This window comes from Curtobacterium sp. PhB191, assembly GCF_004346515.1.
Classification (GTDB): Bacteria; Actinomycetota; Actinomycetes; order Actinomycetales; family Microbacteriaceae; genus Curtobacterium.
In genome coordinates, this window is sequence record NZ_SMBV01000011.1 from 15,066 (window position 1) to 30,632 (window position 15,567).

At 69.7% G+C, this 15,567-nt stretch carries 15 protein-coding genes; 9 read left to right on the plus strand and 6 right to left on the minus strand.

Annotation, left to right across the window (positions count from 1 at the left end; all coding sequences use genetic code 11):
* Positions 1-3 precede the first annotated feature (3 nt).
* The 4 genes from EDF48_RS16545 to EDF48_RS19330 all read left to right on the plus strand — a co-directional run bounded on the left by EDF48_RS16545 (position 4) and on the right by EDF48_RS19330 (position 2,985).
* Positions 4-936 (plus strand): NADP-dependent oxidoreductase, encoded by a 933-nt coding sequence (locus EDF48_RS16545; protein WP_131881378.1) that lies wholly within the window; start codon positions 4-6, stop codon positions 934-936.
* Between the two features lie 132 nt (positions 937-1,068).
* Entirely contained in the window at positions 1,069-1,572 is a 504-nt protein-coding gene (locus tag EDF48_RS16550) for a DUF805 domain-containing protein (protein ID WP_131881380.1), read from the plus strand.
* 70 nt (positions 1,573-1,642) lie between these two features.
* Positions 1,643-2,221: a DUF805 domain-containing protein gene (locus EDF48_RS16555; protein ID WP_111086632.1), complete on the plus strand. Its 579-nt coding sequence runs from the start codon at positions 1,643-1,645 to the stop codon at positions 2,219-2,221.
* Positions 2,218-2,985 (plus strand): DUF805 domain-containing protein, encoded by a 768-nt coding sequence (locus EDF48_RS19330; protein ID WP_207895524.1) that lies wholly within the window; start codon positions 2,218-2,220, stop codon positions 2,983-2,985. Before EDF48_RS16555 ends, EDF48_RS19330 begins: the two co-directional genes overlap by 4 nt.
* 70 nt (positions 2,986-3,055) lie before the next feature.
* On the opposite strand, the gene EDF48_RS16565 is transcribed toward EDF48_RS19330, so the two are convergent.
* The 6 genes from EDF48_RS16565 to EDF48_RS16590 form a co-directional block, all read right to left on the minus strand.
* Positions 3,056-3,700, minus strand: coding sequence for a TNT domain-containing protein (locus tag EDF48_RS16565; RefSeq protein ID WP_131881382.1), 645 nt, complete (start codon positions 3,698-3,700; stop codon positions 3,056-3,058).
* A gap of 52 nt (positions 3,701-3,752) precedes the next feature.
* A complete protein-coding gene (locus tag EDF48_RS16570; protein ID WP_123292177.1) occupies positions 3,753-4,523 on the minus strand; it encodes a succinate dehydrogenase iron-sulfur subunit in 771 nt (256 codons plus the stop codon).
* Position 4,524: 1 nt separating this feature from the next.
* A complete protein-coding gene (gene sdhA / locus EDF48_RS16575; protein ID WP_123338916.1) occupies positions 4,525-6,318 on the minus strand; it encodes a succinate dehydrogenase flavoprotein subunit in 1,794 nt (597 codons plus the stop codon).
* A gap of 49 nt (positions 6,319-6,367) precedes the next feature.
* The gene (gene sdhD / locus EDF48_RS16580; protein ID WP_111086628.1) at positions 6,368-6,814 is read right to left on the minus strand and encodes a succinate dehydrogenase, hydrophobic membrane anchor protein; all 447 of its coding nucleotides are present in this window, start codon (positions 6,812-6,814) and stop codon (positions 6,368-6,370) included.
* 11 nt (positions 6,815-6,825) lie between these two features.
* Positions 6,826-7,275, minus strand: a complete 450-nt coding sequence (gene sdhC, locus EDF48_RS16585; RefSeq protein WP_131881384.1) for a succinate dehydrogenase, cytochrome b556 subunit — start codon at positions 7,273-7,275, stop codon at positions 6,826-6,828.
* A 78-nt stretch (positions 7,276-7,353) separates the two neighbouring features.
* Entirely contained in the window at positions 7,354-8,589 is a 1,236-nt protein-coding gene (locus EDF48_RS16590; protein ID WP_235035928.1) for a glycosyltransferase family 1 protein, read from the minus strand.
* 187 nt (positions 8,590-8,776) lie between these two features.
* Here EDF48_RS16590 and EDF48_RS16595 point away from each other — a divergent pair, with 187 nt between their 5' ends.
* The 5 genes from EDF48_RS16595 to EDF48_RS16615 all read left to right on the plus strand — a co-directional run bounded on the left by EDF48_RS16595 (position 8,777) and on the right by EDF48_RS16615 (position 15,517).
* Positions 8,777-9,892, plus strand: coding sequence for a mannose-1-phosphate guanylyltransferase (locus EDF48_RS16595; protein ID WP_123672266.1), 1,116 nt, complete (start codon positions 8,777-8,779; stop codon positions 9,890-9,892).
* A gap of 198 nt (positions 9,893-10,090) precedes the next feature.
* On the plus strand, positions 10,091-11,155 hold the full coding sequence (locus EDF48_RS16600) for a BMP family ABC transporter substrate-binding protein (RefSeq protein ID WP_123292183.1): 1,065 nt from the start codon (positions 10,091-10,093) through the stop codon (positions 11,153-11,155).
* Positions 11,156-11,293: 138 nt separating this feature from the next.
* The gene (locus EDF48_RS16605) at positions 11,294-12,814 is read left to right on the plus strand and encodes an ABC transporter ATP-binding protein (RefSeq protein ID WP_123292184.1); all 1,521 of its coding nucleotides are present in this window, start codon (positions 11,294-11,296) and stop codon (positions 12,812-12,814) included.
* Positions 12,815-12,869: 55 nt separating this feature from the next.
* Complete coding sequence (locus tag EDF48_RS16610) at positions 12,870-14,231, plus strand: ABC transporter permease (RefSeq protein WP_173169379.1); 1,362 nt, start codon at positions 12,870-12,872, stop codon at positions 14,229-14,231.
* A complete protein-coding gene (locus tag EDF48_RS16615) occupies positions 14,228-15,517 on the plus strand; it encodes an ABC transporter permease (RefSeq protein WP_123338926.1) in 1,290 nt (429 codons plus the stop codon). Before EDF48_RS16610 ends, EDF48_RS16615 begins: the two co-directional genes overlap by 4 nt.
* Positions 15,518-15,567: the final 50 nt, after the last annotated feature.

Here is a 15,567-nt window from a genome sequence, read left to right on the forward strand (position 1 = left end):
CGCATGACGAAGCACTGGGTGGCACCGCGGTTCGGCGGCAGCGAGGTCCTCGAGTTCGCGGACACCGAGGTCGCCGCACCCGGACCCGGTGAGGTCACCATCGCGGTCCGCGCCGCCGGTATGAACCCCGCCGACACGAAGCACACGCGGCAGGGCGACCCGGCCGACCTGCCCGTGCCCGTCGGCTACGAGGTCGCCGGCGTGCTCACCGCGGTCGGACCGGACACCACGATCGCGTCCGGCGGGGGAGCGGTCGGCGACGAGGTCCTGGCGTTCCGGGTCGCCGGCGGTTGGACGTCGTCCCTCACCGTGCCGGCCGCGGACGTCTTCGCGAAGCCCGCCGGGCTCGGCTTCCCCGAGGCGGCGAACCTGTTGCTCGCAGGCACCACCGCAGCCGACATGCTGCGCGTCACCCGTGCCGCGGGGCGCGACACCGTGCTGGTGCACGGCGCCTCCGGAGCAGTCGGCGTCAGCCTGCTGCAGCAGCTCCGCCTGCTCGGCACGCGCGTCATCGGCACCGCCTCCGAGCGGGGTGCGGACGTCGTGCGACGCTTCGGCGGCGAGTGGGTCGCGTACGGCGACGGCCTGGAGGCACGGGTCCGGTCGCTCGCACCCTCCGACATCGACGTGGCACTGGACTGCGTGGGCACCGACGAGGCCGTCGACGTCTCGCTCGCGGTGGTCGCGGACCGGGACCGGATCGTCACGATCGCCGCGCAGGCGCGCGCCGCCGCGGCGGGGTTCGCCGCCGTCGGTGGGGCGCAGCCCGCGAGCAAGGCGTTCCGCGACTCGGTGCGGCAGCGACTGATCGACCTGGCCGGGGCCGGACAGCTCGAGGTCCCGGTGGCGCGGACGTTCCCGCTCGCCGAGGCGAAGGCGGCCGCGGAGCTGCTGGAGTCCGGGCACCCCGGCGGCAAGCTGGCGCTGCTGCCCTGAGTCGGTCGGAGCGCCGGTCGGAGCGCTGTGGGAGCGCAGTCGCTGCGCTGTCCTCCGCTGGGGGGACGCGTCCTGCCGCCGCCGCTGCCAGACTCGACGGTGATCGCAGTCGGCCTCGGAAGGAACGAACCAGTGAGTGACCAGTACCCGCCGCAGAACCCGTACGGCCAGCAGCCCGGACCGTACGGCCAGCAGCCCGGACCGTACGGCCAGCAGCCGACCGGCCCGCGCCAGCCCCCGCTGTGGGCGCCCTGGTACGGGATCCCGTTCGTGCAGGCGTTCCCGCGCTTCTGGAAGAAGTACGTCCGGTTCGACGGCCGCGCGAGCCAGTCGGAGTTCTGGTTCTGGGCCCTCTGGTACGTCATCGGCTCGGCGGCCACCGGGATCGTCGGTGGGTTCTTCAACGTGCTGCCGTTCTTCGACGACGCGTCGAACGGGTTGAGCGGGCTCTGGGCCCTGGCCTGCGCCCTCGGCTTCATCGCCCTGACGGTGCGACGACTGCACGACGTGAACCTGAGCGGGTACTTCGCCTTCCTCTTCATCATCCCGCCGCTCGGCGTCCTGTTCTCGCTCATCGTCGGTCTGATGGGCTCGAACCCGCAGGGGCAGCGGTACGACGAACCCCACCGCGGGTAGCGAGCGACGGCCGCGCGACGGTTCTGGTTGACTCGGACCCGACTACCAGCCAACGATCGAGGGGGACACCGTGAGTGACCAGTACCCGCAGAACCCGTCCGGCCAGCAGCCGGGCGGCCAGCCGAACCCGTACAACGGAACGCCGCAGTACGGCCAGCAGCCGGCGACCGGCCCGAACGGCGAGCCGCCGATCTGGGCCCCCTGGTACGGGATCTCCTTCGGCAAGGCCGTCGGACGCTTCTTCAAGAAGTACGCGACCTTCAGCGGCCGCGCGAGCCGCAGCGAGTTCTGGTGGTGGTACCTGGCGAACGCGATCGTCGGCATCGTCCTCGGCATCCTGTACGGCATCGGCATCGCCACGTCGGAGCGTTCGACGGTGTCGATGTCGACCGCGACCTCGGCGAGCGTGCAGTCGACCGTCACCAGCCCGTCAGCGCTCTTCGTGATCGCCGGCATCCTGATCGGGCTCTGGGGTCTCGCGATCATCATCCCGACGCTCGCCCTCGGCTGGCGACGCCTGCACGACGCGAACCTGCCCGGTGCCCTGTGGATCATCGCGATCTTCGTCGGCATCGTCGGCATCGTGTTCGGCCTGCTGCCCTCGAACCCGCAGGGCGAGCGCTACGACCGACCGACCGGCGCTCGATGAGCAACGACACACCGCAGTGGGGCCAGCCCGGCGGCGACCAGCCGTCGGGGCAGCCTGACCCTGGGCAGCAGCAGCCGGGGTACGGGCAGCAGCCTGGTGCCTACGGGCAGCAGCCCGGACCCTACGGACAGCAGCCTGGTCCGTACGGTCAGCAGCCCCAGTACGGCCAGCAGCCTGCCCAGTACGGCCAGCAGCCTGCCCAGTACGGCCAGCAGCCTGCCCAGTACGGCCAGCAGCCCGGGTACGGCCAGCAGTACGCCGACCCGTACCCGCAGGCCGGTCCGCCGATCCCGGTCGGGCCCGACGGAGCTCCACCGCTGTGGGCACCCTTCTACGGTGCCGGCTTCCTCGACGCCTTCACGCGCTTCTTCAAGAAGTACGCCCGGTTCGACGGGCGCGCCAGCCGCAGTGAGTACTGGTACTGGATCCTGGCGAACGCGATCGTGACCCTCGTTCTGTACGGCGGGTTCATCGCCGGCATCATCTCGTGGAGCGTCTCGGCCTCGACCACCGACGAGTACGGCTACACCCAGACCGAGGGTGCACCCCCGGCGTGGATCTTCATCCTGCTCGTCCTGTACGGCCTCTGGTGGCTCGCGACCCTCATCCCGAACATCGCACTGGGGTGGCGCCGCGTGCACGACGCGAACCTCGCCGGTCCGCTCTGGCTCATCGGGATGTTCGTCGGCATCGCCGCGATCGTGTTCGGCTGCCTGCCGCCGAACCCGGCTGGTGCGCAGTACGACCGCCCGGACCAGGCGTAGCAACACTGAACGGCAATCGGCCCGCACTGCGCGAAAGCGCGGTGCGGGCCGACTTTCGTCGTGCGGGGTGTCAGACCACGCGGAGTCGAGCCAGTGCACCATCGACGACGAGGTCGCGCACGGTGACCGTGGGGTCGGCGATCTGGAAGCGGAGCGCGCCACCCGGTTGCTCGAACCACGGCTGCACGAAGCGGACGTTCACCATGAACGGACGCTCGACCAGGTAGCGGTGGGTCTCCGGGACGCCGGCGACGTGCGGCGGCAGCGACCGGCTCGGCAGCGGAGTGTCGAGCGGGTGCAGCAGGTAGCCGTCCGGACCACCGATGCGGTCGACGGGGACGCCCGCGGGGATCTGGATGGTCAACCCCTGTTCTCCGACCTGCGACACCTGCTGCGCCAGCTGCGGGTACGTCGACGCCGCACGGTCACGGAGCCCGTCGAGCTCGTGCCGGGCGATGTCGCGCGGAGCCGGGAACGGCCGGTTCAGGAACCGACGGAGCATCTCGACCGCGTCCTCCTCACCGCGCGCGGTGGCGAGGCGACGAGCCGTGCCGTAGTCGACGACCTCGAGCGCGAACTCGTCGGACGCCTCGGCCGGGACAACGCGGAGCGCACCCTCGACCGGCGGCTCGTGCAGGGTCTCTCCGGGGAGCTGCACGTAGCGGATCGTGTAGCCGAGCTGGTCGAGGATGGGGCGGGTGGCCGCGAACGTCATGGAGCGGAGCCTATCGGTGGAGTCGATGTCGAGTCTTGGACGACCCCGAGTGTCAGGCGCGGCCCCGCATGACGGCCTGCTTGACCTCGGAGATCGCCTTCGTCACCTGGATGCCACGGGGGCAGGCGTCGGTGCAGTTGAAGGTGGTCCGGCAGCGCCAGACCCCTTCCTTGTCGTTGAGGATGTCGAGGCGGACCTCGGCGGCGTCGTCACGCGAGTCGAAGATGAAGCGGTGCGCGTTCACGATCGCGGCCGGGCCGAAGTACTGCCCGTCGGTCCAGAACACCGGGCACGACGAGGTGCACGCAGCGCAGAGGATGCACTTCGTGGTGTCGTCGAAGCGTGCGCGGTCGGCCACCGACTGGATGCGCTCCTTGCCCGGGGTGGGCGCCGTCTTCGGCTGCAGGAACGGCTGGACCTCGCGGAAGGACTTGAAGAAGGGCTCCATGTCGACGACGAGGTCCTTCTCGAGCGGCAGGCCCTTGATCGCCTCGACGTAGATCGGCTTCGAGACGTCGAGGTCCTTGATCAGGGTCTTGCACGCCAGCCGGTTCCGGCCGTTGATGCGCATCGCGTCCGAGCCGCAGACCCCGTGGGCGCAGGAACGTCGGAACGTCAGGGAGCCGTCTTGGTCCCACTTGATCTTGTGCAGGGCGTCGAGGATGCGGTCGGTCGGCAGCATCATGACGTCGAAGTCCTGCCAGCGCGGCTCGTCGTCGACGTCCGGGTCGAAGCGCCGGATGATGAGCGTGACGGAGAAGGACCCGGGAGGCGCGTCGGTGGTGTCGGTCCGGGGTGCGTCGGAGACCAGGGTGTCGGTCATCTCAGTACTTCCTCTCCATCGGCTGGTACCGGGTCACGACGACCGGCTTCCAGTCCAGCGTGATGTGGTCGTCGGCGAGTGACGAGTGCGGGTCGCCCGTCAGGTACGCCATCGTGTGCTGCATGTAGTTCTCGTCGTCGCGCTTCGGGTAGTCGTCGCGCATGTGGCCGCCGCGGCTCTCCTTGCGGTTGCGGGCCGAGTAGACGACCACCTCGGCCAGGTCGAGCAGGAACCCGAGCTCGACGGCCTCGAGCAGGTCGGTGTTGAACCGCTTGCCCTTGTCCTGCACGGAGACCTGCATGAAGCGGTTCCGGAGCGTGTGGATGGTCTCGGTGACGCGGGCGAGGGACTCGTCGGTGCGGAACACCTGGGCGTTCTTGTCCATCTCGTCCTGCAGCTCCTTGCGCAGGACGGCGATGCGCTCGGTGCCGGTCGAGGCGCGCAGCTGGTCGAGCATCGCCCGGACGCCGGCAGCGGGGTCTTCGGGCAGCGGGAGGAACTCGGCGGTCTTGACCCACTCGGCGGCGTTGTTGCCCGAGCGCTTGCCGAAGACGTTGATGTCGAGGAGCGAGTTCGTGCCGAGACGGTTCGAGCCGTGCACCGAGACGCAGGCGCACTCGCCGGCGGCGTAGAGACCGGGGACGACGGTGGTGTTGTCGTAGAGCACCTGTGCGTCGGTGTTCGTCGGGATGCCACCCATCGCGTAGTGCGCGGTCGGCATCACGGGCACCGGCTCGACGACGGGGTCGACGCCGAGGTAGGTGCGGGCGAACTCCGTGATGTCCGGGAGCTTGGTCTCGAGGACCTCCGCACCGAGGTGCGTGCAGTCGAGCAGGACGTAGTCCTTGTTCGGGCCGGCACCGCGGCCCTCTGCAACCTCTTGCACCATGCACCGGGCGACGATGTCGCGTGGGGCGAGGTCCTTGATGGTGGGGGCGTAGCGCTCCATGAAGCGTTCACCGGAGGCGTTGCGCAGGATCGCACCCTCGCCACGAGCACCCTCGGTCAACAGGATGCCGAGGCCTGCGAGGCCGGTCGGGTGGAACTGGAAGAACTCCATGTCCTCGAGCGGCAGACCCGTGCGCCACACGATGCCGACGCCGTCGCCGGTCAGGGTGTGCGCGTTCGAGGTGGTCTTGTACATCTTGCCGAAGCCACCGGTCGCGAAGATCATCGCCTTGGCGTGGAACACGTGCAGCTCACCCGTGGCGAGCTCGAACGCGACGACGCCGGCCGGCTGCTTGCGCGTGACGCCGTCCTCGCCCACGACGTCGACCATGATGAGGTCGAGCGCGTAGAACTCGTTGTAGAACTCGACGCCGAGCTTGACGCAGTTCTGGAACAGCGTCTGCAGGATCATGTGGCCCGTGCGGTCAGCCGCGTAGCAAGCGCGACGGACCGGTGCCTTGCCGTGGTCGCGGGTGTGGCCGCCGAAGCGACGCTGGTCGATCTTGCCCTCGGGCGTGCGGTTGAACGGCAAGCCCATGTTCTCGAGGTCGATGACGGCGTCGATGGCTTCCTTCGCCAGGATCTCGGCGGCGTCCTGGTCGACCAGGTAGTCGCCGCCCTTGATCGTGTCGAAGGTGTGCCACTCCCACGAGTCCTCTTCGACGTTCGCGAGGGCCGCGGCCATCCCGCCCTGCGCCGCACCGGTGTGCGAGCGGGTCGGGTAGAGCTTCGAGATGACGGCCGTCTTCGCCTTCGGGCCGGCCTCGATCGCGGCACGCATGCCCGCGCCTCCTGCGCCGATGATGACGATGTCGAACTGGTGGTGGTGCACGGTGGTCTCGGTCACAGGGGTCTTTCCGTAGACGGTGGGAAGGCGGTCGGCAGCGGGGATGGTGCTACTGCGCCGGGCAGAAGGAGGGCAGGTCCGCGGCGGCTGCGCCGGCGGGGCACGGGTCGAACGTCCAGCAGACGAGCAGGCCGAGGACGATCAGCACGACGCACGCGATGAGGATCGCGGCGAGGAGCGTCTTCCGGATGCCCGGCTTCGACACGTAGTCGTTGACGATCGTGCGCATGCCGTTCGAGCCGTGGATGAGCGCCAGGACGAGCATGAGGGAGTCCCACACCTGCCAGAACGGGTTGGCCCACTTGCCGGCGACGAAGGCGAAGTCGATCTGCTTGACGCCCTCGCCCGCAACCATGTTGACGAAGAGGTGGCCGAAGATCAGCACGACGAGCAGGACGCCCGAGCCGCGCATGTAAATCCAGCCCCACTTCTCCCAGTTGGTGGAGCGGCGGGCGGCCGAGGCGGAACGGGGAGGTTCGACGATCTGCGTGGTCATCAGGTGCCCCTCTAGTTGAAGTCCGCGAAGAGGTTCATGAGCTGGCGGGGCAGGAAGCCCGCGATCGCGATCGCCCACAGGACGATGACGACCCAGAACATGGCCCGCTGGTACTTCGGCCCCTTGGACCAGAAGTCGACGAGGATGATCCGGAGCCCGTTGAACGCGTGGAACACGATGGCCATCACCAGGGCGATCTCGCCGATGTTCATGATCGGGGTCTTGTACGTGCCGATGACCGCGTTGTACGCCTCGGGTGAGAGGCGCACGAGTGCCGTGTCGAGGATGTGCACGAGCAGGAAGAAGTAGATCGCGACACCGGTGATCCGGTGCAGGACCCACGACCACATGCCGGTCGATCCGCGGTACAGCGTGCCCTCGAGCTTCCGAGAGGCGCGGGGCGCCTCGATCGTGACGTCGGGGACGGCGGTCGCCGTACCGCCGCCGGTGGGCTCAGCCATGAGCTCGTCCTTCCATAGGACGGGCTCGCCCGATCGGCGAGCCCTTGCCGTTCGTGTTCGTGTGGAACACGTCCCATCCTATGCGCGGGTGCTGACCTTCTCGTCCCGACCGGCCCGCAGGCCCCGACCCACGGGCGGCGCGCCGATGTTCCTGGCCGTGTCGTGGTGCCCCAGGAGCTGGTCGCCGACGGCCTCCCACGTGGTGCCCTCGACCCGGAGACGGCCCGCCGATCCCATCCGTTCCGCGAGTGCGCGGTCGTGGTGGAGCCGCAGGACCGCCTGTCGCAGGGCCTGTGGTGCGTCGGTGTCGTAGAGCTCGCCGTCGAGTCCGGGGGCGACGAGGTCGAGCGGACCACCCGACGCCGGCGCGATCACCGGCAGCCCCGAGGCGTGCGCTTCCTGGAGGGTCTGCCCGAAGGTCTCGGCCGGACCGGTGTGCACGAAGAGGTCGAGCGAGGCGTACGCGTCGGCGAGGGCGTCGCCGCGCAACGGTCCGGTGAAGGTGACGTCGAGGTGCCGCAGTCGCCGTTCGAGCAGCGCGCGGGACGGTCCACCGCCGGCCACGACGACGCGGATGCCGGGGATCCCGCCGAGCTCGGCGAGCCGTTCGACCTCCTTCTCCGGGGCCAGCCGTCCGACGTAGCCGACGATCGTCTCGCCGTGCGGCGCGATCCGGCGTCGGAGCGCTCGGACGTGGGCGGACTCCCGTCGGGCCGGGTGGAAGAGCTCGGTGTCGACCCCGCGCCCCCAGCGGGCGACGCGGGGGACCCCGTCCTCGGCGAGCATCGCGGCGGTCGCGCTCGACGGCGCGAGCGTCAGCGAGGCGCCGGCGTGGATGCGGCCGAGGATCCTGCGGACCAACGGGACGGTCGCCGTCAAGCCGTTGCGGCGGGCGAAACCGGCCACGTCGGTCTGGAAGACGGCGACGGAGGGGATGCCGAGCCTCCCGGCTGCCGTGATCGCGCGCCCGCCCAACAGGAACGGACTCGCGGCGTGGAGCACGTCGGCGCCGGAGGCGGCGAGGATCGTGTCGAGGACGGGGTGGGGGAGTGCGACGGGGAACTGCCGGTACGCGACGGCGGGGATCCGGTGCACGTCGAAGGAGCGGTAGCGCTCGACACTGCTGCGGGACCGGAACTGCGCGAGCCCCGGGGTGTCCGGTGCGATCACGACCGCGCGGTGGCCTCGGCGTTCCAGGTGGTCGAGGACCGCCAGGACGCTGGTGGTCACGCCGTTGAGGGTGGGCAGGAAGCTCTCGGTCACGACGGCGACGGTCCGGGGGGACGTGCCGCGCTCCACGCTGCGTGCGCTCATGGTGCTGCCCATGCTCCGGGCGTCACGTGACCCCGCGGGGCCGACGACGTGAACGGGGCGGAGGCGACGGGTGAACAACGCGACGCCGTCGCCGCGCGCACGCCGACGATGCCCTGCGGGAGCCCGCATGCGGGAATCGTGCGGAGACCACCCAGGATCCGCGCGGCAGGACCGGTACGGTGAGCGCGTGGCTGACGCTCTCGAAGACTTCTACGCGATCATCCCCGCAGGGGGCATCGGATCGCGCCTGTGGCCGCTGTCGCGCGCGGACGCACCCAAGTTCCTGCACGACCTGACCGGGTCCGGCACCTCGCTGCTCCGGCAGACCTGGGACCGGCTCGCCCCGCTCGCGGGCGAGCAGCGGATCATGGTCGTGACCGGACGGGCGCACCGCGTCGCCGTCGAGTCGCAACTGCCGGGGGTCGAGGACCACAACGTGGTGCTCGAGAGCGAGCCGAAGGACTCCACGGCGGCCATCGGCCTCGCCGCGGCGATCCTCGTGCGCCGCGAACCCGACGTCGTCATCGGCTCCTTCGCCGCCGACCACGTCATCGGTGACGCCCGCGGCTTCCGCCGTTCGGTGCGCGAGGCCGTCGCCGTCGCCCGCGCCGGGTACATCACCACCATCGGCATCACGCCGACCGAGCCCGCGATCGGCTTCGGGTACATCCACGCGCACGGCGACACCCTGGACATCGAGGGCGCACCGACCGCGCACGCCGTCCGGTCGTTCGTCGAGAAGCCCGACCTGGACACCGCACGCTCCTACGTCGAACAGGGCACGTACCTGTGGAACGCGGGCATGTTCATCGCCCGCGCCGACGTGCTGCTCGAGGAGATCGGCCGGAACAACCCGACGCTGCTGGCCGGCATCAACGAGCTCGCGGACGCCTGGGACACCTCGGCCCGCGGTGCGGTCGTCGACGCGGTGTGGCCCACGCTCGAGAAGATCGCGATCGACTACACCGTCGCCGAGCCAGCCGCCGCGGCCGGCCGCATGGCGGTCGTCCCCGGTGACTTCGACTGGGACGACGTCGGCGACTTCGCCTCGCTCGCCAAGCTGCAGTCCGGTGGTCGCCCGAACAACCTCGCCGTGCTCGGTGACGGCGCCCGGATCCTCGCCGACTCGTCGAGCGGCATCGTGATCTCGCACAGCCAGCGGCTCATCTCGCTCATCGGGGTCGAGGACATCGTCGTCGTGGACACCCCCGACGCGCTGCTCGTGACGACCAGCGCGAACGCACAGCGGGTCAAGGGCGTCGTGGATGCTCTCAAGATCAGCGGCCGCGGCGACGTCCTGTAGCGCTCCACCGACAAACCCCTCGAACTGGGGGTCCGAGCGTGACCTCGCGTTACGGGCGCGTTTCGGCGCGGTCGCGATCCCGTAACTGATCCGTCCGGTGCTCAGAACGGGTCCTGTACCGGCCGGGCGGTCGTGTACTGTCGCCACGATCGCCCGGAACGCACGTGGTCCGGGCACGCTCCCCGGAGGAACCCACCCGTGACATCTCGTACCCGACGCGTCGTCCTCAGCGGCTTCGCGCTCCTCGGCACCGCCGCCGTCCTCGCAGGCTGCGCCTCGGCGCCGTCCGACACGACGACCGCCAAGAAGACCGACTTCCGCCCCTGCATGGTCTCCGACGCCGGTGGCTTCGACGACAAGTCGTTCAACCAGCTCGGCTACGAGGGCATGAAGGACGCCGCCAAGGACCTCGGTGCCACCTACAAGGAAGCCGAGTCGAAGGACGCCACCGTCTACGACTCGAACATCCAGCAGCTCATCGGCCAGAACTGCAACCTCGTCGTGACCGTCGGCTTCAACCTCGCCGACGCCACGAAGAAGCAGGCCGCGGCGAACCCCGACACCGACTTCGCGATCATCGACGACAGCTCGATCGACGCGAAGAACGTCAAGCCGATCACGTTCGACACCTCGCAGGCCGCGTTCCTCGCCGGCTACGCAGCGGCGTCCTACTCGAAGACCGGCGTCGTCGGCACCTTCGGCGGCATGCAGATCCCGACCGTCACCATCTTCATGGACGGCTTCGCGGACGGCGTGAAGTACTACAACGAGCAGAAGGACAAGGACGTCCAGGTCAAGGGCTGGAACGTCGACACCGGCAAGGGCTCCTTCACCGGTGGCTTCGAGGCCGGCACGCAGGCCAAGTCGGTCGCGCAGACGCTCCTCGACCAGGACGCCGACGTGATCCTGCCCGTCGGCGGTCCGATCTACCAGTCGGCTGCCGAGGCCATCAAGGACGCCGACAACGGCTCCGTCCTGATCGGTGCGGACAGCGACCTCTACGAGGCCGACCCGCGCTACAAGGACATCGCCTTCACCTCGGTCGAGAAGGGCATGCGCCCGGCCGTGAAGGACGTCGTCGAGCAGGCTGCCGACAAGAAGTTCTCGAAGACCCCGTACGTGGGCACGCTCGAGAACGAGGGCGTCGGCATCGCGCCGTTCCACGACTACGAGTCCAAGGTCGACAAGGGCCTGCAGGGCGAACTGGACGACATCAAGGCCGGCATCATCGACGGCTCGATCAAGGTCAAGACCCAGTCCTGACCCGACGAACGCGGGCGAGGGGCTTCCCTCGCCCGCGTTCTCGTGCGCCCGAGCGGTGCACGCGATACCGTGCGCCCGAGCGGTGCACGCGACCGTGCGCCCGCGTGGCGCACTCGAGACAGAAATAGACTCCCGAACATGAAGCTCGAACTCCGCGGCATCACCAAGCGGTTCGGCGCCCTGGTCGCCAACGACCACATCTCGCTCACCGTCGAGCCGGGTGAGGTCCACTGCCTCCTGGGTGAGAACGGCGCCGGCAAGTCCACCCTGATGAACGTCCTCTACGGCTTGTACGACGCCGACGAGGGCGAGATCCTGCTCGACGACGTGGTCCAGGACTTCGACGGCCCCGGTGACGCCATGCGCGCCGGCATCGGCATGGTGCACCAGCACTTCATGCTCGTCCCCGTCTTCACCGTCGCCGAGAACGTCATGCTCGGTCAGGAGCAGACCACCTTCGGTGGGCGGCTCGACCTGGCCGGCGCCCGCAAGCGGGTCAAGGAGATCTCCGACCGCTTCGGGTTCGACGTCGACCCCGACGCCAAGATCGAGGACCTGCCCGTCGGCGTCCAGCAGCGTGTGGAGATCATCAAGGCGCTCTCCCGCGACGCCTCCGTGCTGGTGTTCGACGAGCCGACGGCCGTCCTCACCCCGCAGGAGACCGACGAGCTGATGGGCATCATGCGGCAGCTCCGCGAGGCCGGCACCGCGATCGTCTTCATCACCCACAAGCTCCGCGAGGTCCGCGAGGTCGCCGACCGCATCACGGTGATCCGGCTCGGCAAGGTCGTCGGCGAGGCCTCGCCCGCGGCGACCAACAACGAGCTGGCCGCGATGATGGTCGGCCGCGCCGTCTCCCTCGTCGTCGACAAGACGCCGTCGACCGGTGGCGAGGACGCCCTGGTCGTCGAGGGCCTCACCGTCACCGACCCGTCCGGCATCGTGCTCGTCGACGACGTGTCGTTCTCGGTCCGTCGTGGCGAGGTCCTGGCGATCGCCGGGGTGCAGGGCAACGGACAGACCGAGTTGACCGAGGCGATCCTCGGTCTCGAGCCCGTCCACGCCGGCCGCATCACGCTGGACGGCAAGGAGCTCACCGGCCGCAGCGTCAAGCAGGTGCTCGACGCCGGCGTCGGCTTCGTGCCCGAGGACCGCAAGGAGGACGGCCTGGTCGGCGAGTTCACGATCGCGGAGAACCTCATGCTCGACCGGTCCGACCACGACGCGTTCGTCCGCGCCGGCACCATCCGCGCCGCCGAGCGCGACGCCTTCGCCGACGAGAAGATCGCCGAGTTCGACATCCGCACGCCGGGCCGCGCGACCGCTGCCGGTCGGCTGTCCGGCGGCAACCAGCAGAAGATCGTCCTCGCCCGGGAGCTCAGCCGCGAGCTCCGGCTGTTCGTCGCCGCGCAGCCCACGCGCGGCATCGACGTCGGGTCGATCGAGTTCGTGCACAAGCGCATCGTCGCCACCCGCGACACCGGTGTGCCCGTCATCGTCGTCTCCACCGAGCTCGACGAGGTCGTGGCACTGGCCGACCGCATCGCCGTCATGTACCGCGGCGGCATCGTCGGGATCGTGCCGGCGACCACCCCGCGAGACGTCCTCGGCCTCATGATGGCCGGCGAGATCCCAGAAGGAACGGAGTTGGCCGCATGACCGGTTCGGCCGGCGAGATCCAAGCCACATCCACGACCGGAACGGAGCTGGCAGCGTGACCGCGCAGGACCCAGACAACACGCAGCCCACTGCCGGCACCGAGGCAGACGCCCCGCTCACCGACGACCGTCTGCAGGAGGCCCCGGAGACCCCGCACCTGATGACGGACTCGGCGGACGACACCGAGCGCCGCAACGGCGCCCCCGGCACCGATCGCTGGCACGCCGCGATGCAGAGCATCCTGAACGGCTCCGTACTCGTCACGGTCCTCGCGGTCGTGCTCGCCCTCGTCGCCTGCGGCATCCTCATCGCGCTGACCGACGAGAACGTCCGCGCCACGGCCGGCTACTTCTTCGCCCGTCCCGCTGACATGCTCCAGGCCATCGGCACCGCGGTCGGCGGCGCCTACGCCTCGCTGTTCCAGGGCTCGGTGGTCAACTTCGGCGCCACCAGCTTCCAGCAGGCGATCGCCCCGCTCACCCGGTCGATCGACTACGCGGTGCCGCTCGTCGTCGCCGGACTCGGGATCGCGTTGTCCTTCCGCGCCGGGCTGTTCAACATCGGCGGCCAGGGCCAGATCCTGATGGGGGCCGCGGCCGCCGGCTGGGTCGGGTTCTCGTTCGACGGCCCTGCCGCGATCCACATCCCGCTCACGATCGTCGCCGGCATCGTCGGCGGTGCGGTCTGGGGAGGAATCGTCGGTGTCCTCAAGGCGCGCACGGGTGCGAACGAGGTGGTCGTCACGATCATGCTCAACTACGTCGCGCTCTACCTGGTCAGCTACCTGCTCCGGACTCCCGGTCTGCTCCAGGCTCCGGGCAGCAGCAACCCGATCTCCCCGGCCACGAAGGACAGCGCCCTGCTGCCGCAGCTGTTCGGCGTGCGGTACGGCGTGGACCTCGGCTTCATCGTCGCGATCATCGCCGTCGTCGTGGTCTGGTGGCTCGTCAACAAGTCGTCGCTCGGCTTCCGGTTCCGCACCATCGGTGAGAACCCCCGTGCCGCCCGTGTCGCCGGCATGAGCGTGCCGGCACTGACGATCTGGGTGATGGTCATCTCCGGTGCCCTCGTCGGCATCGCCGGTGCCTACCAGGTGCAGGGTGCGGTCACGACGGGCTTCACCTCGGGCATCGACGCCGGCATCGGCTTCGACGCGATCACCGTCGCGCTGCTCGGCCGCTCGAAGCCGTGGGGCGTGTTCTGGGCCGCGATCCTGTTCGGCGTGCTGAAGAACGGCGGCTACGCCATGCAGGCCGCCAACGGTATCCCGATCGACATCGTCGGTGTCATCCAGGCCCTCATCGTCCTGTTCATCGCGGCGCCGCCGCTCGTCCGCGCGATCTTCCGGATCCCGCAGCCGGGAGCCCGCCAGCGCACGAAGACGAGCAAGAACAGCAAGAAGGCGGTCGCCGCGTGAGCACCCTCAGCCCCACCGCGGCGCCCGCGTCGCCCCTGTCCGACCGTCCGGTCGAGACGACCCGCAGCTGGAAGCTCCCGATCGGGTACGCGGTGTTCACGCTGCTCGCGGTCGTGTTCTTCGTCCTGCTCAGCCGCGCCGGCACGACCACCTTCCGGCTCGCGAACGCCGGCGACTTCGTCGCGCTGCCGAACGTCCCGCTGTCGGCGGCGCCGACCGGCTACGTCGTGGTCGTGCTCCTGGCGATCGCCACGGTCTACGCCTTCGTCGAGGTCCGCGCCTACCGGCACGTCCCGCTCTGGGTCACGTCGGTCTTCGCGATCGTCTTCGTCGTCGGCTTCCTGACGTGGGCAGCGGCCGGCGCCACGATCCCGCTGCCCGGCCTGCTGGTCGGCGCACTCGGGCTGAGCGTCCCGCTCGTGTTCGGTGCCCTCGGCGGCGTCATCTCCGAGCGGGTCGGCGTGGTCAACATCGCCATCGAGGGCCAGTTCCTCGCGGGTGCGTTCACCTCGGCGCTCATCGCGTCGCTCACCGGCTCCGCGTGGGTCGGGCTCGTCGGCGCGCTCGTCGCCGGTGTGCTCGTCTCGTTCATCCTGGCCGCGTTCAGCATCAAGTACCTCGTCGACCAGGTCATCGTCGGTGTCGTCATCAACGCCCTCATCTCGGGGCTGACCGGCTTCCTGTACTCGCAGGTGCTGTCCCCGAACGAGACCACGCTCAACGTCGGCGTCCGGTTCCCGAAGTTCGAGATCCCGCTGCTCCACCAGATCCCGGTCATCGGTCCGGTGTTCTTCGAGCAGAGCGTCATCGTCTACCTGGCGTACGTGGCCGTCGCGGTCGTCACCTTCGGCCTGTTCAAGACCCGCTGGGGCCTGCGCCTCCGCGCGGTCGGCGAGCACCCGCAGGCGGCCGACACGGTGGGCATCAACGTCACGAGCACCCGGTTCTGGAACGTGTCGCTCGCCGGCGCGATCGCCGGCCTCGGTGGCGCGTACTTCACGCTCGACGCGGTCGGACCGTTCACGAAGGACATGACCGCGGGCGCCGGCTACATCGCCCTGGCCGCCGTCATCTTCGGTCGCTGGGACCCGATCAAGGCCACGCTGGCGGCGCTGCTGTTCGGCTTCGCGTCGAACTTGCAGAACACGCTCGGGGCGATCGACTCGCCCGTGCCGAGCGAGTTCTTGCTGATGTTGCCGTACGTGGTGACGATCTTCGCGGTGGCCGGCCTGGTCGGGCAGTCGCGCGGTCCCGCCGCGTCCGGCAAGCCGTACATCAAGAGCTGACGGCCAGGAGGCACGGCACATGACCGACACGCACGCTGCGGACGACGGCA

What these genes read in the sequence shown, in the direction of transcription:
- EDF48_RS16605 (WP_123292184.1), top strand. Translation starts at nt 11,294, where the DNA reads ATGAAGCTCGAACTCCGCGGCATCACCAAGCGGTTCGGCGCCCTGGTC.
- EDF48_RS16565 (WP_131881382.1), bottom strand. Translation starts at nt 3,700, where the DNA reads ATGACGTTCGCGGCCACCCGCCCCATCCTCGACCAGCTCGGCTACACG.
- EDF48_RS16590 (WP_235035928.1), bottom strand. Translation starts at nt 8,589, where the DNA reads ATGAGCGCACGCAGCGTGGAGCGCGGCACGTCCCCCCGGACCGTCGCC.
- EDF48_RS16545 (WP_131881378.1), top strand. Translation starts at nt 4, where the DNA reads ATGACGAAGCACTGGGTGGCACCGCGGTTCGGCGGCAGCGAGGTCCTC.
- sdhD (WP_111086628.1), bottom strand. Translation starts at nt 6,814, where the DNA reads ATGACCACGCAGATCGTCGAACCTCCCCGTTCCGCCTCGGCCGCCCGC.
- EDF48_RS16570 (WP_123292177.1), bottom strand. Translation starts at nt 4,523, where the DNA reads ATGACCGACACCCTGGTCTCCGACGCACCCCGGACCGACACCACCGAC.
- EDF48_RS19330 (WP_207895524.1), top strand. Translation starts at nt 2,218, where the DNA reads ATGAGCAACGACACACCGCAGTGGGGCCAGCCCGGCGGCGACCAGCCG.
- sdhC (WP_131881384.1), bottom strand. Translation starts at nt 7,275, where the DNA reads ATGGCTGAGCCCACCGGCGGCGGTACGGCGACCGCCGTCCCCGACGTC.